At 43.3% G+C, this 20,099-nt stretch carries 19 protein-coding genes; 13 read left to right on the forward strand and 6 right to left on the reverse strand.

What is annotated here, in order from left to right; all coding sequences use genetic code 11:
• Window positions 1-99: 99 nt before the first annotated feature.
• The 9 genes from F0261_RS15585 to F0261_RS15625 all read left to right on the forward strand — a co-directional run bounded on the left by F0261_RS15585 (window position 100) and on the right by F0261_RS15625 (window position 8,398).
• Window positions 100-387 (forward strand): hypothetical protein, encoded by a 288-nt coding sequence (locus tag F0261_RS15585; protein WP_014950725.1) that lies wholly within the window; start codon window positions 100-102, stop codon window positions 385-387.
• Window positions 388-719: 332 nt separating this feature from the next.
• Window positions 720-1,388 (forward strand): phage shock protein PspA, encoded by a 669-nt coding sequence (gene pspA, locus F0261_RS15590; RefSeq protein WP_171338407.1) that lies wholly within the window; start codon window positions 720-722, stop codon window positions 1,386-1,388.
• A 61-nt stretch (window positions 1,389-1,449) separates the two neighbouring features.
• A complete protein-coding gene (locus F0261_RS15595) occupies window positions 1,450-1,650 on the forward strand; it encodes a PspC domain-containing protein (RefSeq protein WP_014950723.1) in 201 nt (66 codons plus the stop codon).
• On the forward strand, window positions 1,650-2,012 hold the full coding sequence (locus tag F0261_RS15600; protein ID WP_014977415.1) for a hypothetical protein: 363 nt from the start codon (window positions 1,650-1,652) through the stop codon (window positions 2,010-2,012). The genes F0261_RS15595 and F0261_RS15600 overlap by 1 nt, the downstream gene beginning before the upstream one ends.
• Window positions 2,013-2,166: 154 nt before the next feature.
• Window positions 2,167-3,159: a DUF2333 family protein gene (locus F0261_RS15605; RefSeq protein ID WP_014950721.1), complete on the forward strand. Its 993-nt coding sequence runs from the start codon at window positions 2,167-2,169 to the stop codon at window positions 3,157-3,159.
• Between the two features lie 3 nt (window positions 3,160-3,162).
• Window positions 3,163-3,918 carry a TIGR04219 family outer membrane beta-barrel protein gene (locus F0261_RS15610; RefSeq protein WP_171338408.1) on the forward strand — a complete coding sequence of 252 codons (756 nt, stop codon included), beginning with the start codon at window positions 3,163-3,165 and terminating at the stop codon, window positions 3,916-3,918.
• A 199-nt stretch (window positions 3,919-4,117) separates the two neighbouring features.
• Window positions 4,118-5,941, forward strand: a complete 1,824-nt coding sequence (locus tag F0261_RS15615; RefSeq protein WP_171338409.1) for an assimilatory sulfite reductase (NADPH) flavoprotein subunit — start codon at window positions 4,118-4,120, stop codon at window positions 5,939-5,941.
• Complete coding sequence (gene cysI / locus F0261_RS15620) at window positions 5,941-7,662, forward strand: assimilatory sulfite reductase (NADPH) hemoprotein subunit (RefSeq protein ID WP_171338410.1); 1,722 nt, start codon at window positions 5,941-5,943, stop codon at window positions 7,660-7,662. The genes F0261_RS15615 and cysI overlap by 1 nt, the downstream gene beginning before the upstream one ends.
• Window positions 7,652-8,398 (forward strand): phosphoadenylyl-sulfate reductase, encoded by a 747-nt coding sequence (locus tag F0261_RS15625; RefSeq protein ID WP_171338411.1) that lies wholly within the window; start codon window positions 7,652-7,654, stop codon window positions 8,396-8,398. The genes cysI and F0261_RS15625 overlap by 11 nt, the downstream gene beginning before the upstream one ends.
• Here F0261_RS15625 and F0261_RS15630 read toward each other — a convergent pair.
• Window positions 8,395-9,231, reverse strand: a complete 837-nt coding sequence (locus tag F0261_RS15630; protein WP_014980292.1) for a TIGR03899 family protein — start codon at window positions 9,229-9,231, stop codon at window positions 8,395-8,397. The genes F0261_RS15625 and F0261_RS15630 overlap by 4 nt on opposite strands.
• 214 nt (window positions 9,232-9,445) lie before the next feature.
• On the opposite strand from F0261_RS15630, the gene F0261_RS15635 reads away from it, so the two are divergent.
• Window positions 9,446-11,671, forward strand: coding sequence for an EAL domain-containing protein (locus tag F0261_RS15635; RefSeq protein WP_171338412.1), 2,226 nt, complete (start codon window positions 9,446-9,448; stop codon window positions 11,669-11,671).
• On the opposite strand, the gene F0261_RS15640 is transcribed toward F0261_RS15635, so the two are convergent.
• Window positions 11,668-12,246 carry a uracil-DNA glycosylase family protein gene (locus F0261_RS15640; protein ID WP_014980290.1) on the reverse strand — a complete coding sequence of 193 codons (579 nt, stop codon included), beginning with the start codon at window positions 12,244-12,246 and terminating at the stop codon, window positions 11,668-11,670. The two genes, F0261_RS15635 and F0261_RS15640, sit on opposite strands and share 4 nt — an antisense overlap.
• Window positions 12,247-12,360: 114 nt before the next feature.
• On the opposite strand from F0261_RS15640, the gene F0261_RS15645 reads away from it, so the two are divergent.
• The gene (locus F0261_RS15645) at window positions 12,361-12,666 is read left to right on the forward strand and encodes a hypothetical protein (RefSeq protein WP_014950713.1); all 306 of its coding nucleotides are present in this window, start codon (window positions 12,361-12,363) and stop codon (window positions 12,664-12,666) included.
• 56 nt (window positions 12,667-12,722) lie between these two features.
• On the opposite strand, the gene sthA is transcribed toward F0261_RS15645, so the two are convergent.
• Both sthA and F0261_RS15655 read right to left on the reverse strand, forming a co-directional pair.
• Window positions 12,723-14,144, reverse strand: a complete 1,422-nt coding sequence (sthA, locus tag F0261_RS15650; RefSeq protein WP_014950712.1) for a Si-specific NAD(P)(+) transhydrogenase — start codon at window positions 14,142-14,144, stop codon at window positions 12,723-12,725.
• A 179-nt stretch (window positions 14,145-14,323) separates the two neighbouring features.
• A complete protein-coding gene (locus F0261_RS15655) occupies window positions 14,324-15,451 on the reverse strand; it encodes a fatty acid desaturase (protein ID WP_014950711.1) in 1,128 nt (375 codons plus the stop codon).
• Between the two features lie 341 nt (window positions 15,452-15,792).
• Between F0261_RS15655 and fabR the strand changes: the two genes are divergently transcribed.
• Window positions 15,793-16,389 carry an HTH-type transcriptional repressor FabR gene (gene fabR, locus F0261_RS15660; RefSeq protein WP_014977408.1) on the forward strand — a complete coding sequence of 199 codons (597 nt, stop codon included), beginning with the start codon at window positions 15,793-15,795 and terminating at the stop codon, window positions 16,387-16,389.
• A gap of 120 nt (window positions 16,390-16,509) precedes the next feature.
• Here the strand turns inward: fabR and trmA are convergent, their stop codons facing one another.
• A complete protein-coding gene (gene trmA / locus F0261_RS15665) occupies window positions 16,510-17,607 on the reverse strand; it encodes a tRNA (uridine(54)-C5)-methyltransferase TrmA (protein WP_014977407.1) in 1,098 nt (365 codons plus the stop codon).
• Window positions 17,608-17,783: 176 nt separating this feature from the next.
• Here trmA and F0261_RS15670 point away from each other — a divergent pair, with 176 nt between their 5' ends.
• Window positions 17,784-19,097: a DUF5610 domain-containing protein gene (locus F0261_RS15670; RefSeq protein WP_171338413.1), complete on the forward strand. Its 1,314-nt coding sequence runs from the start codon at window positions 17,784-17,786 to the stop codon at window positions 19,095-19,097.
• Between the two features lie 79 nt (window positions 19,098-19,176).
• Here the strand turns inward: F0261_RS15670 and F0261_RS15675 are convergent, their stop codons facing one another.
• Window positions 19,177-19,641, reverse strand: a complete 465-nt coding sequence (locus F0261_RS15675) for an RNA-binding protein (RefSeq protein ID WP_014950707.1) — start codon at window positions 19,639-19,641, stop codon at window positions 19,177-19,179.
• Window positions 19,642-20,099: the final 458 nt, after the last annotated feature.

Here is a 20,099-nt window from a genome sequence, read left to right on the forward strand (position 1 = left end):
TGTTTTAAGTGTTTTTAAAGGAGTTGGCACAGCTCTCGCAATCCTCTAAGTATCGCAACAACGGCGTGTTGTTGCACTGACTAACTTCAGAGGGAAATTATGAAAACTTCACTAATCGCAGCAACTTTACTGACAGCAAGCATGGCAAGCAGCGTAGCAAATGCAGAAGAGTCAGTGCTTCAAACGTTTTTAACTAATGTGGTTTCAAACGCAGTGGCTACCACATCACAGGAAATTAAGGCTGACGTATACCAAGCAGTAGCAAACGCAACGTATCACTTTGAGCTAAGCCCACAAGAAGTGCGCGGAAGTGGTAAGGTCAGCGTGACTGATTTAGTTGTTGCTACCCCGTCTGAAGGTAGTTCTACAGAACAAGATGCCGACTAATTCGATATTGGTATCTAGCAAAAGCGCCGAAAGGCGCTTTTTTTGTGCGTGTAGCACAGTGACTTAAACATTAAAAACGCAAAAAACAGGGGTGGTCAATTTAACAAATTTGTTGGTTAAATACGCTAAAAAATTGTATTTGGTTGCTTGGTGAACAGTTGACAATTTCCGGAATTAAATTAAAGTCCTTTAAAAACAGTGCTTTAAATAAGTGGCATGGTGATTGTAATAGTTAGAGTGTTGAGGAGAACTCAGTCAGCGGTAACCAGCGGTCAGCGTAACTAAGAATAAGTGCTGGAAACCACAACACTACTTTTAACGGAGAAATAATCATGGGTATGTTTTCGCGCATTAACGATATTGTTCAAGCAAACATCAACGCAATGTTAGATAAAGCGGAAGATCCTGAAAAAATCATTCGTTTGATTATTCAAGAAATGGAAGAAACCTTAGTTGAGGTTCGCACTGATGCAGCGCGCTTTATTGCTCAGCAGAAAACCCTTGCACGCCATATGGCATCAGCAAACAAAGAAGTGGAAGGGTGGCAACACAAAGCACAGATCGCAATGAATAATGACAAAGAGTCATTGGCTAAAGCCGCACTAATCGAAAAACAAAAGTATGTTGCAAAGCTAGCTTCTCTTGAAGAACAAGAAGCGCATATTGCACAGAGTATCGAAAAAATCCAAGGCGATACTGCGCGTCTGAACAGTAAGTTAGCCGAAGCAAAAGCCAAGCAAAAAATGCTGGTTCAACGCAAGCATTCAGCGCAAACACGCTTAAAAGTGAAGCAAGCTGATCACGAAGGAAAAATTGATGATGCCATGATGCGCTTTGAGAGTTACGAGCAGCGCATTGATCATCTAGAAGCGCAAGTTGATGCGTACGACCTAACAAAGTCGAATGAAGCAACGTCACTGCAGGCCGAGTTCGATGCAATGGAAGCAGATGAAGCTATCGAAAAGGAATTGGCTGAACTTAAGAAGAAGAAGGTCGCGTAGGCGACCTTGAGAGCCGCAGCCCGCATTGTAGATATCGAAGTAAGCATTTTTGGAGAAGATGATGAAAGTACCATCACAAAAACGAATTTATAGAGACCTTGATTCTGGAATCATTTCAGGTGTGTGTGCAGGAGTTGCACGTTATTTTGATATAGATGCAGTATGGGTTAGAGCGGCAGCTGTAGCAGGCTTGTTCATCGCTACGCCTATTACGCTAGTGGCTTATATTGCAGCCGTTATCTTACTACCGAGATTAGTGTAATGAAAAACTTTCTGATTGCATTGGTCATCGCCATTATTTTGGTAAATTGTTTAGGCAGCTTAGTAGATAGCTGGTTGGGTATGCACTTAATCATGTCAGATGAATTACTAAGTCCTTGGGAAAACGTAGCAGTGTTATCGCTAGTCGGCGTAGTCCTCGCTATCGTTGGTTTCGTTGTTGCTGTAAGCGTTATGGGCACAATTCTTTTAGCGCTAGGCGCAGGATTTCTAGCATTATTAGTGGTGGGAGTAAGTGCATTTTGGCCAATTATACTTATCGCGATAGCGCTATATGCTTTGAAAAATCGAAACTCTGCCGCTTATAAGCAGCAAAATGACCGAAATATGCACCATAATGTATAATCATCATAATTTTATTTAAGTTGTGTTAACGTAGTAAAAGATGGTGATATAAAGACGACCGTCACAAAGGTTTCGCATTTTTCACATAGTATTAAGACTACAAATAGCTGACCTCCGTCGGCTATTTGTTATTTAAAAGGAAGGTTGGTGTTATATGAGACAATCTATTAACTCAAAACGGATAGCGATTGTCGCTGTAGTGATAGTTTTACTTTTCTGGCTAATAGGATGGTATTGGAGCCTATCCCCAGACACGTTTGATGTTAGACAACGTTTAAAGCAAAACTCGCCTGTTGAGAATCCAACTAATATTGCGGGTTACACATTAACAACAACCATGATTGATGTGTCGGAAACCTTACTTGATAAGCCTGGTGGATATCTTTCTAACGATATTACGCCTCCTGGCATCTTTTTAGATAACATGCCCGCATGGGAATTCGGTGCGCTGGAAATGGTGCGAGACCTTGCACTCTCTATGCGTAAAGACTTCAGCCGCTCTCAATCCCAATCTATTGAAAATCCATACCTTACAAAAGCTCACCCTAAGTTTAATATGGATCACAAAAGCTGGGCGTTGCCTTCTTCTGAATCGAGTTACTCTGACGGTATAGAGCTTCTAAAAAAATACCGTGACGAGCTAGCGAATACCCGAAACACCGACAGTCAGTTTTATACTCGCGCAGACAACTTGCGCGAATGGTTGAAACAGGTAGAAAAACGGTTGGGCAGTTATTCACAAAGACTTAGTGCCAGCGTAGGATCGGCTAGATTGAACACTGACCTGGCGGGCGACTCGAATGCAAAGCAGTCTTCTCCTGTAGCCAGCCAGCGTGTAGTTAAAACGAGTTGGTGGAAACTAGACGATAATTTCTATGAGGCACGCGGTGCTACGTGGGCTTTACTTCACTTTCTAAAAGCCGTGGAAATTGAATTTTACGACGTATTGGAAGATAAGAATGCATTGGTTAGTCTTCAGCAAATTATTCGTGAACTGGAAGCGACACAGCAGTCGGTATTCAGTCCGATGATTTTAAATGGTAGTGGATTTGGCATGTTAGCGAACCATTCTTTGGTAATGGCAAACTATATTTCTCGTGCAAACGCTGCTTTAATTGAACTTTCAGAACTTCTTAATCAAGGATAATTAATGAAAAAGGGTCTTATAGCTGCCGCATTGGGATGCACATTAGTTTCAGTTTCATCTCATGCAGACACTATCGCAGGCGTATATGTTGGAGCTCAAGTATGGCAAACCGACACGCAGGGCGGTTTTGCTGATAGCAACAACACCGCTGACTTTAACTTTGATGATGAGACCAATACGGCGCTATACATTGCCTTTGAGCATCCTGTACCGTTTTTACCTAATGTAAAAGTAAATCACACGACATTAGATAACTCGGGCACCACAACGCTTCAGTCTGAATTCACTTTCGACGGTGAATTATTTACTGAAAGCACCACGGTTAATACAGATGTAGAGCTTGATGCTACAGATTTCATTTTGTACTACGAGTTATTTGATAACGATCTAGTGAGCTTTGACTTAGGTGTTAATGCAAAGTACATCGACGGCGCACTGTTCGTTGTGGATAGAGCGAGTGACACAAGCGGATCTGCAGAATTCTCTGGTATTGTTCCAATGGCTTACTCAAAGGTTCAGCTAGGTTTACCGTTTACAGGTTTATCAGCATACTTTGAAGGAAGCTATTTGTCGTTCGACGACCATGAGCTTAGTGATTATCAAGCTGCAATTCAGTACTCGTTTATTGAAAGTTTAGCGGTCGATATGACGCTTCAGGTGGGTTACAGAAATGTAACGGTAGATATTGAAGACCTTGATGATGTGTACGCTGATATGGAATTCGATGGTGTATTCGCAGGGCTAGAACTTCACTTCTAAGCCTCAACTACGGATTTTAAAGGGCGGGGCTGCGATTGCAGCCTCGCCCTTTTTTATTGCTTCTCGCCCAAATTCAATTGTGTTATTACCTATTCGCACAGTCATTAGCACTTTCAGTAATAAAAAAGTTTCATTTATTCTTTTCTCTTCTTGAAGAAAGCCGTTAGCCTTAGCGCCATTGATAAAAGGCTAAAAGACTATGTCACAAGATTCTAATTCGAACTCAGCGCCAGGCGCGGTATTAAACGAACAGCAGTGGAATGCAATAACGCAAGCCATTGCAGGCTTAAATCGTGATCAACTTACTTGGGTAAGTGGTTATGCTGCGGGCATGGCTGCTGCACAAGGTGGTTCGGTTGCACCAATGATGCAAGGCACTCCTGCAGTAGCGGGTGACGCGCCAACGCTTACTATTTTGTACGGTTCACAAACCGGTAATGCGAAAGGTGTTGCAGCGCAGTGTCAAGCGAAAGCAGAAGAAGCGGGCTTTAATAGCAAGCTGGTTAGCATGGCAGATTACAAGCCACGTAACTTGAAAGCAGAAACTCACGTTGCGGTATTTGTTAGTACCCATGGTGAAGGTGATGCACCAGACGATGCTATTGAGCTACATGAATTCTTGGCTGGCAAAAAAGCCCCGAAGCTTGCTGATACCAATTATGCAGTTTTGGGTTTAGGTGACAGTAGTTACGAGTTTTTCTGCCAAACGGGTAAAGACTTTGATGAACGCTTAGGTAAGCTTGGCGGTAAAGCTATTGTAGAGCGTCTGGACTGCGACGTTGATTATGAAGCGGAAGCCGAAGCATGGCTGAACAAGCTCATCGACTCGCTAAAAGACGATTTTAATGCAGCTCCGCAAGCAGCGGTAGCGGTGCAAACTGGCGCGGCAGTGCAGGGTGTTGCAGCGCAAACTTACACCAAGAAAGCGCCGTTTAAAGCGACCTTAATTGACGCACAAAAAATCACAGGTCGTGATTCTGTTAAAGATATACGCCATATTGAAATAAGCCTTGAAGATAGCGGAATTACCTACAAGCCAGGTGATGCGCTTGGTGTATGGTTTAAAAATGCAGCATCTTTAGTGTCGGAGCTTATTAGTATCTTGTCACTAAACGGCAATACAGAAGTTTCTGTGGCAGACGCGACCATGTCACTCACCGAAGCATTAACTTCGAAGCTTGAATTAACCTTAAGTTACCCTAATTTCATTAAGTCATATCAAGAGGCGACAGGCTCTGAATCATTGGCTACATTGATGGAAGATAAAGCGCAGCTGCGTACCTACATGGCCGAACGTCAAATTATTGATATTGTGCGCGACCATCCGGGTAAGTTGTCTGAACAACAGCTTGTAGATGCTTTGCGACCGCTAACGCCTCGCTTGTACTCGATAGCTTCAAGCCAAGCCGAAGTGGAAGAAGAAGTACATTTAACCGTAGCTCACGTTGACTATGAAGCGTTTGGACATCGTCATCAAGGCGGCGCATCTGGCTTTTTGTGTGAATATCTAGAAGAAAATGGCGACGTAGAAGTGTTCGTAGAAAGTAACGATAACTTCCGTTTGCCCGCTGATCCAAATACGCCAGTGATCATGGTCGGCCCGGGTACGGGTATTGCTCCGTTTAGATCGTTCATGCAAGAGCGTGACGTACAAGGCGCAGAAGGCAAAAACTGGTTGTTCTTTGGCAACCCACATTTCACGCAAGATTTTCTGTATCAGGTGGAATGGCAAGGCTACGTTAAAGAAGGCCTGCTAGACAAAATTACGCTGGCATTTTCTCGTGACCAAGAAGAAAAAGTATATGTTCAGCACCGTTTATTAGAAAACGGTAAAGAGGTGTATGAATGGCTAGAGCAGGGCGCACACTTCTATATGTGTGGCGATGCAATGCATATGGCGAAAGATGTAGAGAACGCCTTAATTAGTATTGTGCAAGAGCACGGCGGTAAATCTGAAGCCGATGCAAAAGCCTATGTTGTAGAGTTACGTAAAGCGAAACGTTATCAGAAGGATGTCTATTAATGAGTAACGAAAAATCACCATTTATCGTTGAGGGCAAACTGGCTGACAACGAGCGCTTAAAGCGTGAAAGTAATAATTTGCGTGGCACCATCACTACCGATCTTAAAGATGATCTTACTGGTGGTTTCACCGCTGATAACTTCCAGCTTATTCGCTTTCACGGTATGTACCAACAAGACGATCGTGATATTCGCGCTGAGCGTGCAAAGCAGAAACTTGAGCCGCTTCACAATGTGATGTTGCGTGCCCGTTTACCTGGTGGTGTTATTACGCCTGACCAATGGTTAGCGATTGATAAGTTTGCAGCCGATCACACCATGTACGGCAGCATTCGTTTAACAACCCGTCAAACTTTCCAGTTTCACGGTGTGTTAAAGCCTAAGATTAAGTCCATGCACCAAATGCTAAACAAGGTAGGCATCGACTCTATTGCTACGGCAGGCGACGTAAACCGAAACGTACTATGTACGTCAAATCCGGTTGAATCTGAGCTTCACCTTCAGGCATTTGAATGGGCGAAGAAGATAAGTGAACACTTACTACCTAAAACCCGCGCGTATGCTGAAATTTGGTTAGACGGTGAAAAAGTTGAAACGACTGAAAAACCTGTAGAGCCTATTTTGGGTGATAACTATTTACCGCGTAAATTTAAAACGACGGTGGTGATTCCTCCGCAAAACGATGTAGATGTTCACGCGAATGATCTTAACTTTGTTGCGATTGCTGAAAATGGACAGCTAGTTGGCTTTAACGTACTTGTCGGTGGTGGTCTTGCAATGACTCACGGCGACAAGAGCACGTACCCGCGTAAAGCCTCTGATTTCGGATTTATTCCGCTTGAAAGCACGCTAGACGTTGCCGCAGCGGTTGTAACAACTCAGCGTGATTGGGGGAACCGTGTTAATCGTAAGAACGCGAAAACCAAATATACGTTAGAGCGTGTTGGGGTAGACAACTTCAAGGCTGAAGTTGAAAAACGCGCAGGAGTGACTTTCCAAGACAGCCGTGCGTATGAATTTACGGGCCGTGGCGATCGCTTTGGCTGGGTTGAAGGTATTGACGGCAAATATCACCTGACCGTATTTATTGAGAACGGCCGTATTTTAGATTACCCAGGTAAAACGCTAAAAACAGGCTGTGCCGAAATTGCGAAGGTCCACAAAGGTGATTTCCGCTTAACGGCAAACCAGAATTTGATTATTGCCGGTGTAGCGCCGCAAGACAAAGACAAAATTGAAGCATTAGCCCGCGAACATGGCTTAATAGCGCCATCGATTTCTAACCAGCGACTTGACTCAATGGCCTGTGTTGCATTGCCAACCTGTCCGTTAGCCATGGCAGAAGCTGAGCGCTACTTGCCAGATGCCGTTACAGAGCTAGAAGGTTTACTTGCCAAACACGGATTGGAAGAAGATAGCGTAATCTTCCGTGTAACAGGCTGCCCGAATGGCTGTGGTCGCGCGATGTTGTCTGAGGTTGGCTTAGTAGGTAAGGGCCCAGGCAAATACAATTTGCATTTGGGTGGAAACCGAGAAGGTACACGTATTCCACGTATGTATCGAGAAAACATAAGCGAACAGGAAATCATGGCAGAACTAGATTCACTGTTTGGCCAGTGGGCCAAAGATCGTGAAGCGGGTGAAGCCTTTGGTGATTACGTTGTTCGCGCTGGTGTTGTAAAACCAGTAGTAGACTCCGCACGGGATTTCTATGACGAATAATACAGCGATTAAGCAGCAACCACTAACGCTTGATATCAGTAAGGAAGCCCTTGCTGATATCAATGAAACGTTAGAGAAAATGACAGCGCAGGAGCGAGTAGCTTGGGCGCTGGACAACTTGCCTGATGCTCATATTGTGTCTTCAAGCTTTGGAGCACAATCGGCGGTTATGCTGCATATGCTTACCCAAGCACAACCGGATATTCCTGTTGTGCTTACCGACACAGGTTATCTTTTTCCTGAGACGTATAAGTTCATTGATGAGCTTGTAGAAAAGCTCAATTTAAATTTGCATGTGTACAGCGCAGAGATGTCTTCTGCGTGGCAGGAAGCGCGCTTTGGCAGACTTTGGGAACAAGGCATCGAAGGTATTGAGAAATACAATAAGATGAACAAAGTTGAGCCAATGCAGCGCGCTTTACGTGACCTGAAAGCAGGTACGTGGTTTGCAGGTTTGCGTAGAAGCCAATCAGATACCAGGGGAAAGCTTCCTGTTCTACAAAAAGTAGGGCAGCAGTTTAAACTTTACCCGATCATTGATTGGAGCAACAAAGACTTACATTACTACCTGAAAGATAACGACTTGTCTTATCATCCGCTTTGGGAGCAAGGGTATGTATCCATCGGTGATTGGCATACCACGCAGTCGCTCCAGGAAGGAATGAGTGAGCAAGACACGCGCTTCTTTGGTTTGAAACGCGAGTGTGGATTGCACGAGTTTGGTGACGGTATTTAACTTACGTTAAATACCTCGCCTAACACCAACTTAATGCTGGTTAAATACGCTTCATTAGGCGACTTAGTCACTAATTTATACAGCTCACTGCCGACCGAAGTGAACTTGTAATACACCAATGCAACCCCCGACGTTTTACTGGTTAATGAAATATTTTCATTTACGCATCGCCAGGTTACTTGCTGACCTTCATTGTATTCGGCGCTTTCAATTTCGCTGGTATAAATCAACTTCATCTCTTGCAAAGACAACAGATCAGGGTAACTCAACCCCACGTTGGCTAAGTTAATTTGCTCAGGAACAGGGCGTCTCAATAGTGAAAGCAAGCCTTTGCGTTTGTGATACCCCACAAGAATACGCGGGACCGCATCGTTATTTCTTCTACTCGCAACATTGACAGCCTTATTGAATACTTGTGCATCCCTGTGCGTTAGCGTCTTTAATAGCTGCAATGTACGAAGGGAAAAACTGCCCGGGCGAGCCACCTCAACGGCAAAAATCTTTCCCCATAATTCCTGCATGGGCGGGCTGTAAATTTCCTCAGCCATGGTACTAAATGCGAAAAACCAGTCGGGATCAAGATTATCGCTAGTTTGTTCGTTGATCGTCACATTTAATGCTATATTTAATACAGCTTGAAGATTGCTCGCTTTTTGGGTTTCTAGTATTTGTTTTCTTCTTTCTAGTGCATGCTTTTGCTTTTTAGGATCAGGGGACATCATAGAGGGGCTTATACCCACTCTGGCAAACCAGGAAAGCATGCGTTGGCGACTAGCATCGGTTTTCACTGCGTTGCTGGCCGCTTTTTCAGCCGCAGGCGATTCGGCTGTCACCTTTACAGTCTTCTCTTCCGTTTCCTGTGGTTTTTTTACCTCAGGGGAAAAGTGCTGGGATGTAATCTTCATAAATGCTTAAATGATCGAATGTAAAATGGCATGTAACATGAGAGCACTATTGCATTGCGTAACCCATTTATCAATGTAATCGTTGCCTTAATACAATGAGTAGCGCATTCTTGTTTTGTTTGTATCGAGGAAATGAGCGGTAATGTCGGCAATGGATTACGATAACGACGAATTAATTTTTTTAGATGATGATGGTTCAGTTGAAGAGCAAACCTTATTGGGCAAAGACTGGAACATTCTTATTGTCGATGACGATGAAGAGATTCACACCGTAACGCGTCTCGCGCTATCTGATCTCATCGTAAACGATCGCAAATTAAACTTTATCCACGCTTATTCAGCAAAACAAGCCAAAGAAATGCTGCACGAATATGGCAACAGCATTGCCATAATTTTACTTGATGTCGTCATGGAGACTGATGACGCGGGTTTTGATGTTGTTAAATACATCCGCGAAGACATGAAGTTAGTTGAACCTCGAATTATCTTACGTACGGGCCAGCCCGGCTACGCTCCTGAAGAGCAAGTCATTAAAGTTTACGATATCAATGACTATAAAACCAAAACAGAACTTACTCGCGCCAAATTACTAACTACTATCATTTCCTCACTACGCTCTTATCAGCAAATTGTAACGATTAGTCAAAGCCGTGCTGGTTTAGAGAAAATAATCACCTCTTCAGCGAACTTGTTTGAAGAACATTCGGTGAAAGAGTTTTGCGAAGGTGTAGTTACTCAGATTAGTTCGCTTATTGGTTTAGATTCCGAAGGTTTATTGTGCGCAAGAGCGGGTTCTTTGCTAGACCAAGAGGACGAAGAGGTTTACGTGCTTGGCGCTGCGGGTGAGTATGCGAAATTTATAAACCAGCCTGTGTTCACGCTTAAAAACCTTGAAATTGAAGAAAACATTAGTCGGTGCCTACGTCTTAAAAAGCACATTTTTGAGCCCAGTTGCTCTGTGCTGTATATCAGCCGCGCTGGTTTTGAAGCTGCCGTATTTGTTCGACAAACCCACGAGATTAGTGAGCTAGACAAGCACTTACTTGAGGTTTTTCTATCCAGTATTTCAGTGGGATACGAAAACGTTAATCTTTTCCATGAATTAAGAAATGCGGCGTTCAGAGACTGGTTAACCCGTCTGCCAAACCGCAATGAGTTTATCAATATGCTCGATAAACCTCATTTGTTTGCCGGAGAAAACTATAGCGTAGCTCTTATCGACGTAAATCACTTTTCCGATATAAATGATGGTTTAGGGCAAGAAGTCGGCAATGAATTGTTGCGAGCTATAAGCGCTCGCTTTCAATCTTCTTTCGACAGCATAGTGAAAAAAGGCCGCATAGGTGCTGATGTATTTGGTCTTATTGGTCCTGACGATTTGGTATGCCCCAAAACCATCAACAACATTTTCCAATCTTCATTTCAGGTAGGTGATCACACCCTTCCGGTGAATATAACACTTGGATTGTGCAAGTTAGACAATAAACGCCACATCGGCATTGAGATTTTAAAGCGCACGAATATTGCGTTAAACCGTGCTAAGAAAAATCTGACAGATAACTTCGAATATTACGCCAAAGATATTGAAGATCAGACGACTTGGCGCTTAGATATGATTCGCCAACTCCGAAGCGACTTTGCAGCAAGAAAGCTGGAGCTGTGGTTTCAGCCGCAAGTGGACTTACTGAATGAAAAAGTTGTTGGCATGGAAGGCTTACTACGCTGGCCCAATGGTGAAGGGGGATACATTTCTCCCGCTGTGTTTGTACCACTTGCTGAGTATTCAGGTCTTATCGCTGATATCGGTGAATGGGTGCTAGAAGAGTCATGCCGTCGTCTTCAGGAATTGAAAGAAAAAGGCTACGGCCATCTAAGAGTTGCCGTTAACATCTCTATTCCGCAATTCCGTGATAGGTTATTTGTAGAAAAAGTTAAGCAGGCACTATCTAACGCCAACTGCGACCCAAGCCTGTTAGAGCTAGAAATAACAGAAAGTGTGGTCATGGATGAGCCGCAAATTGTAATAGATGCATTGCGTTCGTTAAAAGAATTTGGCGTTAAAATAGCCATTGATGACTTTGGAACAGGCTTTTCCTCCATGAGTTATCTACAGCAGCTTCCGTTAGATCGATTGAAGGTCGATCGTTCTTTTGTCAAAGACATTAAACCGGGTGCAAGCGCAGTGCTTGCTGAGACCATTGTGACTTTGGGGAACAAGCTAGGCTTATTGACTATTGCCGAAGGCGTAGAAAAAAGAGAGCAGGCGAGTTACATGATAAAGCTTGGATGTGACGAAGCACAGGGCTACTTGTACGCGAAGCCTATGCCGTTCGATGCGCTTTTAGCGTTTCTTGAAGAGCACGACTAAACTTTTAATACAGATTCGACAGTGTCTCGCAACTTGGGAAGGATATCTAATTCAAACCAAGGGTTTTTAGCGAGCCACCTGTTGTTTCTTCCTGACGGGTGGGGCAGTACGAAATGTGTTTCAGTCGGACTGCGTACAGCTTCAGTTAACGTTTTGTGTTGCGGTAAATAATACTGTTGCGAGTAACGTCCCACGTAAAGCGTTACTTCAGGTTTTAAATGAAGAAGAAAGTCATTATGCCAAGCGGGAGCACATTCTTTTCTTGGCGGGGCATCGGCTCCATTTTTATAACCTGGAAAGCAGAAGCCCATTGGCAGCACCGAAATTAAGCGTGGGTTATAAAAGGCCTCTCTCGAGACAGACAACCAATCGCGTAACCGATCTCCGCTAGGATCATCAAACGCAATGTTGCGTTCATGAGCTTTCAACCCCGGTGCTTGCCCAATAATAAGCACTTTAGTTGATGGTGCAGTGCTAAATATGGGGTTGGGTTGATGCGGTAGGTGAGGGGCACACAGTCTACAATTTCTCGCTTTAACCACCAGTGCATCGTGGCCTTTCACATTTTTCTCCAAATATTTCTCTTTGTCATACTTTTGTCACAAAACTATGATCTCAGTTTGACTATCTTATGTATATACAGTATGTTTAATGGTAACAGTAGTAGACTGTAACACAGGAGAAGAAACATGCGTAAAGTAGTACTAACCCTAGCTCTATCAGCGGCCTTTGGTATTGCGCATGCGGAATCTGGTGATAACCAGCTTTTCGATTGCATGGATGCGAAAACATTCGAAATGAATAACCAATGTATGTCTGACAAAATCGGCAATAACATTCGTTTCCGTGATGCACAAGCAAAGTTGATCGACATTGCAAGCGATAGTCAGGGTGACTACGCCATTGCAACAATGACGTTCGATCAAGAAAATATGCACATCGACATCGTAGCACATAAAGATTCGCTTAACGCGCTTGCTGCGAACCGTAACTAATTTCTTAGTTAACGCATATTAAGCCGGCGACAATCTCGCCGGCTTTTTTGTGTCCGTTAGAAAATTCTATTAAGTCCATTAATAGCAGCAACTCGATAAGCTTCTGCCATGGTTGGATAGTTAAACGTAGTGTTAACGAAGTAATCTATGGTATTGCCTTCGCCCTTTTGCTGCATGATCGCTTGGCCGATGTGAACAATCTCGGAGGCACGTTCACCGAAACAATGAATGCCTAAGATTTCTTTAGTTTCGCGATGAAACAAGATTTTCAGGCTTCCTGTCTGCGTTGACGCGATTTGGGCTCTGGCCAAATGTTTGAACTGAGCTCTTCCCACTTCATAAGGCACTTTTGCTGCAGTAAGCTCTTGCTCCGTTTTACCAACAGAACTTATTTCTGGGATGGTGTATATGCCTGACGGAATATCTTCTACCAATGCCGAATGTGTTTTTATGCCAAGCATAGCTTCAGCGGCAAAGCGACCTTGGTTATAAGCCGCAGATGCTAAACTTGGATAGCCAATGACATCGCCGACTGCAAATACATTGTCTACGTCAGTTTGATAATTTTCATTAACCTTGAGTTGGCCTCTGCCATCGGCTTTTAAACCAATATTCTCGAGTTTAAGTGTATCTGTATTACCCGTTCTTCCGTTAGCAAACAAGAGACAATCTGCGCGCATACGCTTGCCCGACTCTAAGTTTAAAATAACCGAGTCATCGGTAGCTTCAACCGAAGAATAGGCTTCATTGTGCCGGATGAGTACGCCATTGTTCCACAGGTGATAACTGAGTGCGTCTGATATCTCGTCATCAAGAAATGACAGTAAGCGATCGCGCATGTTAACGAGGTCAACTTTTACGCCTAGTCCTCTGAAAATACTGGCATATTCAGAGCCAATGACCCCAGCGCCATAGATAATTATTGATTTGGGATCGTGATCTAAAGATAGGATAGTGTCTGAGTTATAAATACGCGGGTGATTAAAGTCGATGTCTTTAGGACAATAAGGACGTGACCCTGTGGCAATAGCAATTTGGCCAGCAGTGACTGTATCTTTAGAGCCATCTTTACGGGTTATCTCTAACGTATGCGCATCTACGAAACTGGCTTCGCCGTGAAATAGCGTCACACGATTTCTGTCGTAGAAAGAAGAGCGAAGTCTAGTTTGGCTTTTTACCACACCGCTAGCATGGCGCATGATGTCTGAAAACGTAAGGCTTTTACTTAAGTGGTTGTCGGCAAACAAGGGAGAAGAGTTATATTCAATAAGACGACTTACTGAGTGACGAAGCGCTTTCGATGGAATGGTTCCCCAATGGGTACAACCCCCTCCCACTGCCTCGTAGCGCTCAACAACCGCCACTTTTTTTCCGGCTTTGGCAAGCTGCATTGCAACGCCTTCACCACCAGGACCTGTGCCAATAACGATAGCGTCGTAATGATACGACGGGGCTTTGGTTTTTTGCTTCGTTGCCATCTTACTTTCCCATGTTGTTACTTTTGTAATGCGATGTCACCACTAGGTTAGCCGTAATACAAAATGAATGATTCTGGTTTTAGTATAACGACCTTATCCAACTATAGAATAAAAAAAAACCACATAAGCAGACACTTATGTGGTTTTTAGCGTTCAAACGTATAAAAGAGGGCGTTAATTTACGCCATTTGCAATGACAAACTATGTAACTGTGTCCATTTCTCTTTCTGTACAGCAAATGCGTGTTTCAGCTCTTTGTACTTGTATGCAAGCTCAAGCCCTTCGATACTGCGCTTTAGGGTGCGTTGTTTAACGCGCATAACACGTTTTTTCGTGGCGTAGTATTCACTCATGCGCTGCATTAACAAGTCGTATTCTTCTTGAATGGTATGCATCATCTCTTCAGCATTAGGCAGTAGCGATACTTTTTCACTTGCTCTTTGCAGCTGCATTGCTGCTAACGCTTTCTCGATGCGCTCTTCTGGCACTTTGCGAAGGTTGGATGTCAGACCTACCAGTGATAATCCCTTAATAAGCCATTTTGTAGGATCAAACTGATACCAGCGAATGCCATTACGATAGTCGTACTCAAAGATGTGATGGTAATTGTGATAACCTTCACCAAAGGTAAAAAACGCAAGAATACCGTTATCTCGTGCTGTGTTCTTATCGGTGTAAGGCTGGCTACCCCAGAAATGAGCAAGAGAATTGATAAAGAAGGTTACGTGATGCACTAGCACCAGGCGAAGTACACCGGCTACCAAGATCATGCCTAATACGTCACCATTTAAATAGCCCAGCAGACCTGTGATACCAAAGTTAGCGGCCAGCACGATGGGCAAATAGTAGTTATGCTGCCACATCACCACTTTATCTTTTTGAAGATCTTTACAGTTACTATAGTCATCGTATCGTTTGGCCTGATACTCACGCAACATCCAGCCGATATGCGCAAACCAAAGCCCTTTCTTCGCAGAGTAGGGGTCTTTGTCGTTATCATCAACATGACGATGATGAACGCGATGATCTGACGACCAGTGCAAAATACTATTTTGCAGCGCCATAGCGCCACCAATCGCAAGGATCACACGAACTACCACATTGGCGTCGTAAGTTTTATGCGACCATAAGCGGTGATAGCCGGCAGTTATAGACATACCGGTGAAGTAAAATAGGAATATAGCCGCACCGATTTCTGCCCAATCGATGCCTTGATACGCCACCCAGAGCGGCACACCAATAAACGCAATTGCGCCAGATATAATAAATACCAGCACATTAGTAAGGATAAGAGGAGGTTTTTTCATTTTATACAACTTGGCTTACAACTGTTCGCTAATTTATCGTTTTACGAGGCTTCAGGCAAGCAAAACCCAGATTAGTTCTGCTTACATGTGTAAAGTTTAATTATAGTAAAGCTACGCTGAAGCGCTCGTTAATTGTGGCTTTTTCTGCTTAATGCTTGTTTATAAAAGAGATGATTCTGTTTCTCTTTCCCCACCGGTGCGTGTTGCGATAAACTACACATGCTAGTCTTTGATGTACGAAGTTTGATTGCGTTAATGGCTATACAGATGACGTAAGGGCTTCAACCCCAAGCGCTAAAAATCATCAAGCCGTTCAGAGCTAATCAACCAATGGTGCGAATGTGAGTCGACAAGAACAGAAATTAAAAACCCGCCAAAATATCATTCATGCTGCGTTTTCTTTGCTCGATGAAAACCGCAGCCTATCGGCAATCAGCTTGCGTGAAGTTGCCCGAGAGGCAGGTATAGCACCTACGTCTTTTTATCGACACTTCAAAGATATGGACGAATTGGGTTTAACGCTGGTGGATGAAGCCGGGTTAGCATTGCGGCAGCTTATGCGTCAGGCAAGGCGGCGTATAGCCTCTGGAGGCGGCGTAATACATACTTCTGTTGAAACGTTTATGGAATTTATTGCGGCAAATACAAACGTATTTCGCTTATTATTACGCGAGCATACTGGTACGTCGTCGGCTTATCGGTTGGCAGTATTTAGAGAGATTCAACACTTCATCGACGAGTTGACCGACTACATTATTGAACAGCAGGGCGTAGAATACGCATGCGCGCAGCTTCAAGCTGATGCTATGGTACGACTTGTATTCAGTGCAGGTGCTGAAGCACTAGAAGCTGATGATAAACTTCGCCGCGAAATCGGTGAGAGAGTGAAAGCACAGCTTCGCTTCGTTCAAGTAGGTGCAACGCAAAAAAGCGTATAATTGAATTAGTGGCGATTGGCCTTTTAAGTCCACATCGTTTGCTCTAATCAAAGCAACCTTATTTTAATACGTCTTCATAGGCCTTTGTGACTCCAAAGGCCTTGTCAATTTGTACTAAAACTAGCTTTTGCGTGTAAGTAAAACGCCAGCCTCAATGTGATGAGTAAAAGGGAATTGATCGAATAGTGCCGATTGAGCAACGTCGTGAGTTTCACTTAAAAGCTCAAGATTTTGCGCCAACGTTTCAGGGTTACACGAGATATACACGATATTATCGTAATCCTGAATCATTCTAAGCGAGTCTTCATCTAACCCAGCTCTTGGTGGGTCAACCAATACAGTTGTGAAATTATATGTACTTAGATCAATGCCTTCTAAGCGACTAAACGTACGTTCACCTTTCATAGCCTGAGTGAATTCTTCAGCGGCGAGTCTTACGATCTTCACATTATTAAGCTGATTTTGTTCAATATTAAACTGCGCAGCTTGTACAGAGGGCTTGGCTATTTCGGTCCCCACAACATTATCGAAGTGAAGCGCTAGCGGCAGTGAGAAGTTACCTGCACCGCAATACATCTCCAGTAAATCGCCAGAGAGCGGCTTTACGCAATCTAGTGCCCATTCAATCATGCTACAGTTCACTTCGGCATTGGGCTGAGTGAAGCTATTTTCGATATGCTTAAATATGAATTCTTTGCCATTAACGGGTAAGCGCTCAATAACAAAATCGTTGTCGATAATAAGCTTTTGTTTTCTCGCACGGCCGATGATGTTTACTTTCGGAAAGTGAGCCTCGAGTTTCGCCTTTAATTCTTTTGCAGCCTCTTGCCACTTCTCATCTAGTTGACGATGGTATAAAAGGCTGATGACAAGCTCGCCAGATAGTGCAGAAAGATAATCGATTTGAAAAAGCTTCTTTCTTAGCGCTTCATTTGGTCTTACTTCTTTTAACAACAGCGCCATAGCATCGTTTATTGCTTTACAAGCAGGAGGAAAGCTATCTACGCGATACTTCTCTTTTGTTTCCTGGTTGAACATGATGTGAAACAAATCATCGCCCTCATGCCATACTCTAAATTCGGCGCGCATACGGTAGTGTGTTGGTTGCGATGGAAATACGGTTAAGTCAGGCGCATTGAACGGAGAAAGTAACGCAGTAAGACGTTCTACTTTTTCGTCCAACTGAGCTTGATAGCGTTGTTGTTCGGTCGCGGTCATAAAATTCTCCATTCAATGTTGAGGTCGCGAATTGTAGTCCCTTATAAAATAACTGCAACATGCGCTATCTACTTCTGCATTATTATCAGGAACGACCTAGTAAAAAAAGCTGTATTAAAATTAAACAATACTGATTCTTTGCCGATAATAAGATTGAGGATAGTGAGGATCAAATTATGAACGTGGGTCAAATTAAGGCTTTTATGGGCGACCAGAAGGTCGATCAAAAAGCAGATCAAAAGGCATCAGTTCACCCGAACGAAATGTTGAAAAAGCAGTTACAGCAAGAAGGATTGCAGCAAGCGGCTGAGTTTTCTAAACAACAAGCGGCATCGGTATCTGTTTCCAGTAGCCAAACTAGCATCGGCTTACGTGTGGTGAGTAGCAGCCTTAACCAAGCGTTAGTTATAGATGGCCAAAAGCCACAAGAAGCCAAAGAGAAAAGCATTGAAGATAAGTCGAACAGTTTGTTCGACTTTGAAAAAGTTGCCAGAAACGTACTTAAGTTCGTAGGTGGCGTCATTAGAGGTGCGGCAAACGGTGGCGCCAGCGATGAAAAGCTTAATGGCTTATTTAGCCAAGCGAGAGAAGGCGTAAGCCGTGGATTCGCTATGGCTGAAAAAGACCTCGCTGGTTTTATGAATGAAGAGATTGAGCAAGGAATGACAAAAAGCCGCGATCTCATCGATACAGGAATAAACGATCTGGAAACTGACATATTTGGTCGCCAGCAGCCGAACGCTGTAACGCTTTCAGCCTTAAACGCGGTAGCTGCATCGGATGAGAAAAGCGGAAGCTTGCTGATTCGAACTAAAGATGGCGACGAAGTGAGTTTTAGTTTTGAGAGTCTTCGCTCGTTCCAAGCGTCTCAACAACTTAATTTCCAAGTGCAGGCATCTCAGGAGCAATCAGGCGGTAGTGGCGAGCAAGGCGAAAACAATTTTTCAGCGTCATACCAACAACAAACTTCGTACCAATACTATGAGCGAAGCGGTATTAGCTTTTCATTGAAAGGCGAGCTTGATGAAGATGAGTTAGAGTCGATAGCTGATTTGGTTGGTCAAGTTCAGGATCTCGCCGACACCTTTTACAGTGGTGACATCGACAAAGCATTTGAAGAAGCGTTAAGTTTAGGCTTTGACGATAAAGAGTTAGTTGGCTACGCGTTACAGTTAAATAGAACAACACAGACCGAAGTACTAAAGACGTATGAGAACATCCAACATTACAATGAAGACAAAAGCGATAATTCGAAGTTTGGAAATGTGGTTAGCCCTATTGCGCAATATCTAGAAAAGATGATGGATACTTTTGCTAATGCCGAAAGTACGTTAGAAAGTAACGAAGACTATAATACCTTAATAGGTGGGTTGATTAATGAGATGAAAGACGTGCAGGTGCCAGATCTTGTAACTGCTATAAATAGGTTTCACGCTTTCAATCAAACGTTACTTAATGGACTTCCTCAATCTGCTGAGACAAGTGAATAACTAACTATTTACTAATATAAAAGCCCGGTAGCGACAGCTAACCGGGCTTTTTTATAGCCTATAAACCGTACTCACAAAATTATGCGTGTTCGACTTTGTCCTTTGCAGGGCGAACTTTTAGGGTTCGCTCCTGGAAGATTGAGTCGTTAGTTTTATCGATAACGCTGTTTAAGTCGTCAGTTACAACTTCGATAAAACCGTATCCTTTTCTTTTTCCAGTTTTACGATCCTTCATTAAGCGAACCGACTGTACTTCAATAAAGCTACTGAAGTATTCCTTTACTGCGTTCTCGTTTGCTCTATAAGGCAAATTACCCACATATAAAGTTTCTACTGATCCGTCATTAGAATGTGCTCTGGCATCTGAGGAAGATGGACTTTGAATAAGAGACGCTAGCCAAGGAGTAACGATACCGCTGATCAGCAGAGCTGCTGAGACGGTCAGTGGAACATGGACGTTTAAACTAGCAGAAGAAAATAACAAGTAACCTGCAATTGCAAAAATAGCGCTAATAACAGCGCATTGAATAAAGCCTACTTTCATATACCTACCTTTCTATTGTTTATTATGGTGTTGGAGGCTGTATATAGTTTACTCATTTGTAACAAATTGAACAATAAAATGTGAAAAAACTAGTCTAAAGATGGATTGAGTCGCTAGAAATGATGCAGAAATGAGCGGTTAACACCAAAAGTGGCTTAAAAAGCAAAAAAATCCAATTTAAGTGTTGATCTTTCACAAGAGGTATCTATAATGCGCTCCACGTTCTGAGGGGGCTTCGAGAAAAACAAAGCCAACTTAGCAACAAGTGCGAAACCAAGTTTTCAAACAAATAAAAAGTTTAAAAACATGGTTGACATCGAAAATAAACGATGTAAAATGCGCACCTCACTCGAACAGGGTGAGTCACTAAGAAGCAACGGCTTTTAGTGAATGTTCTTTAAAAATTTAGACAAGACAATCTGTGTGGGCACTCGTTAAGAGTGTCACAACGACGATTC

Source organism: Alteromonas sp. 07-89-2, assembly GCF_013113925.1.
In the GTDB taxonomy this organism is placed as follows: Bacteria; Pseudomonadota; Gammaproteobacteria; order Enterobacterales; family Alteromonadaceae; genus Alteromonas; species Alteromonas macleodii.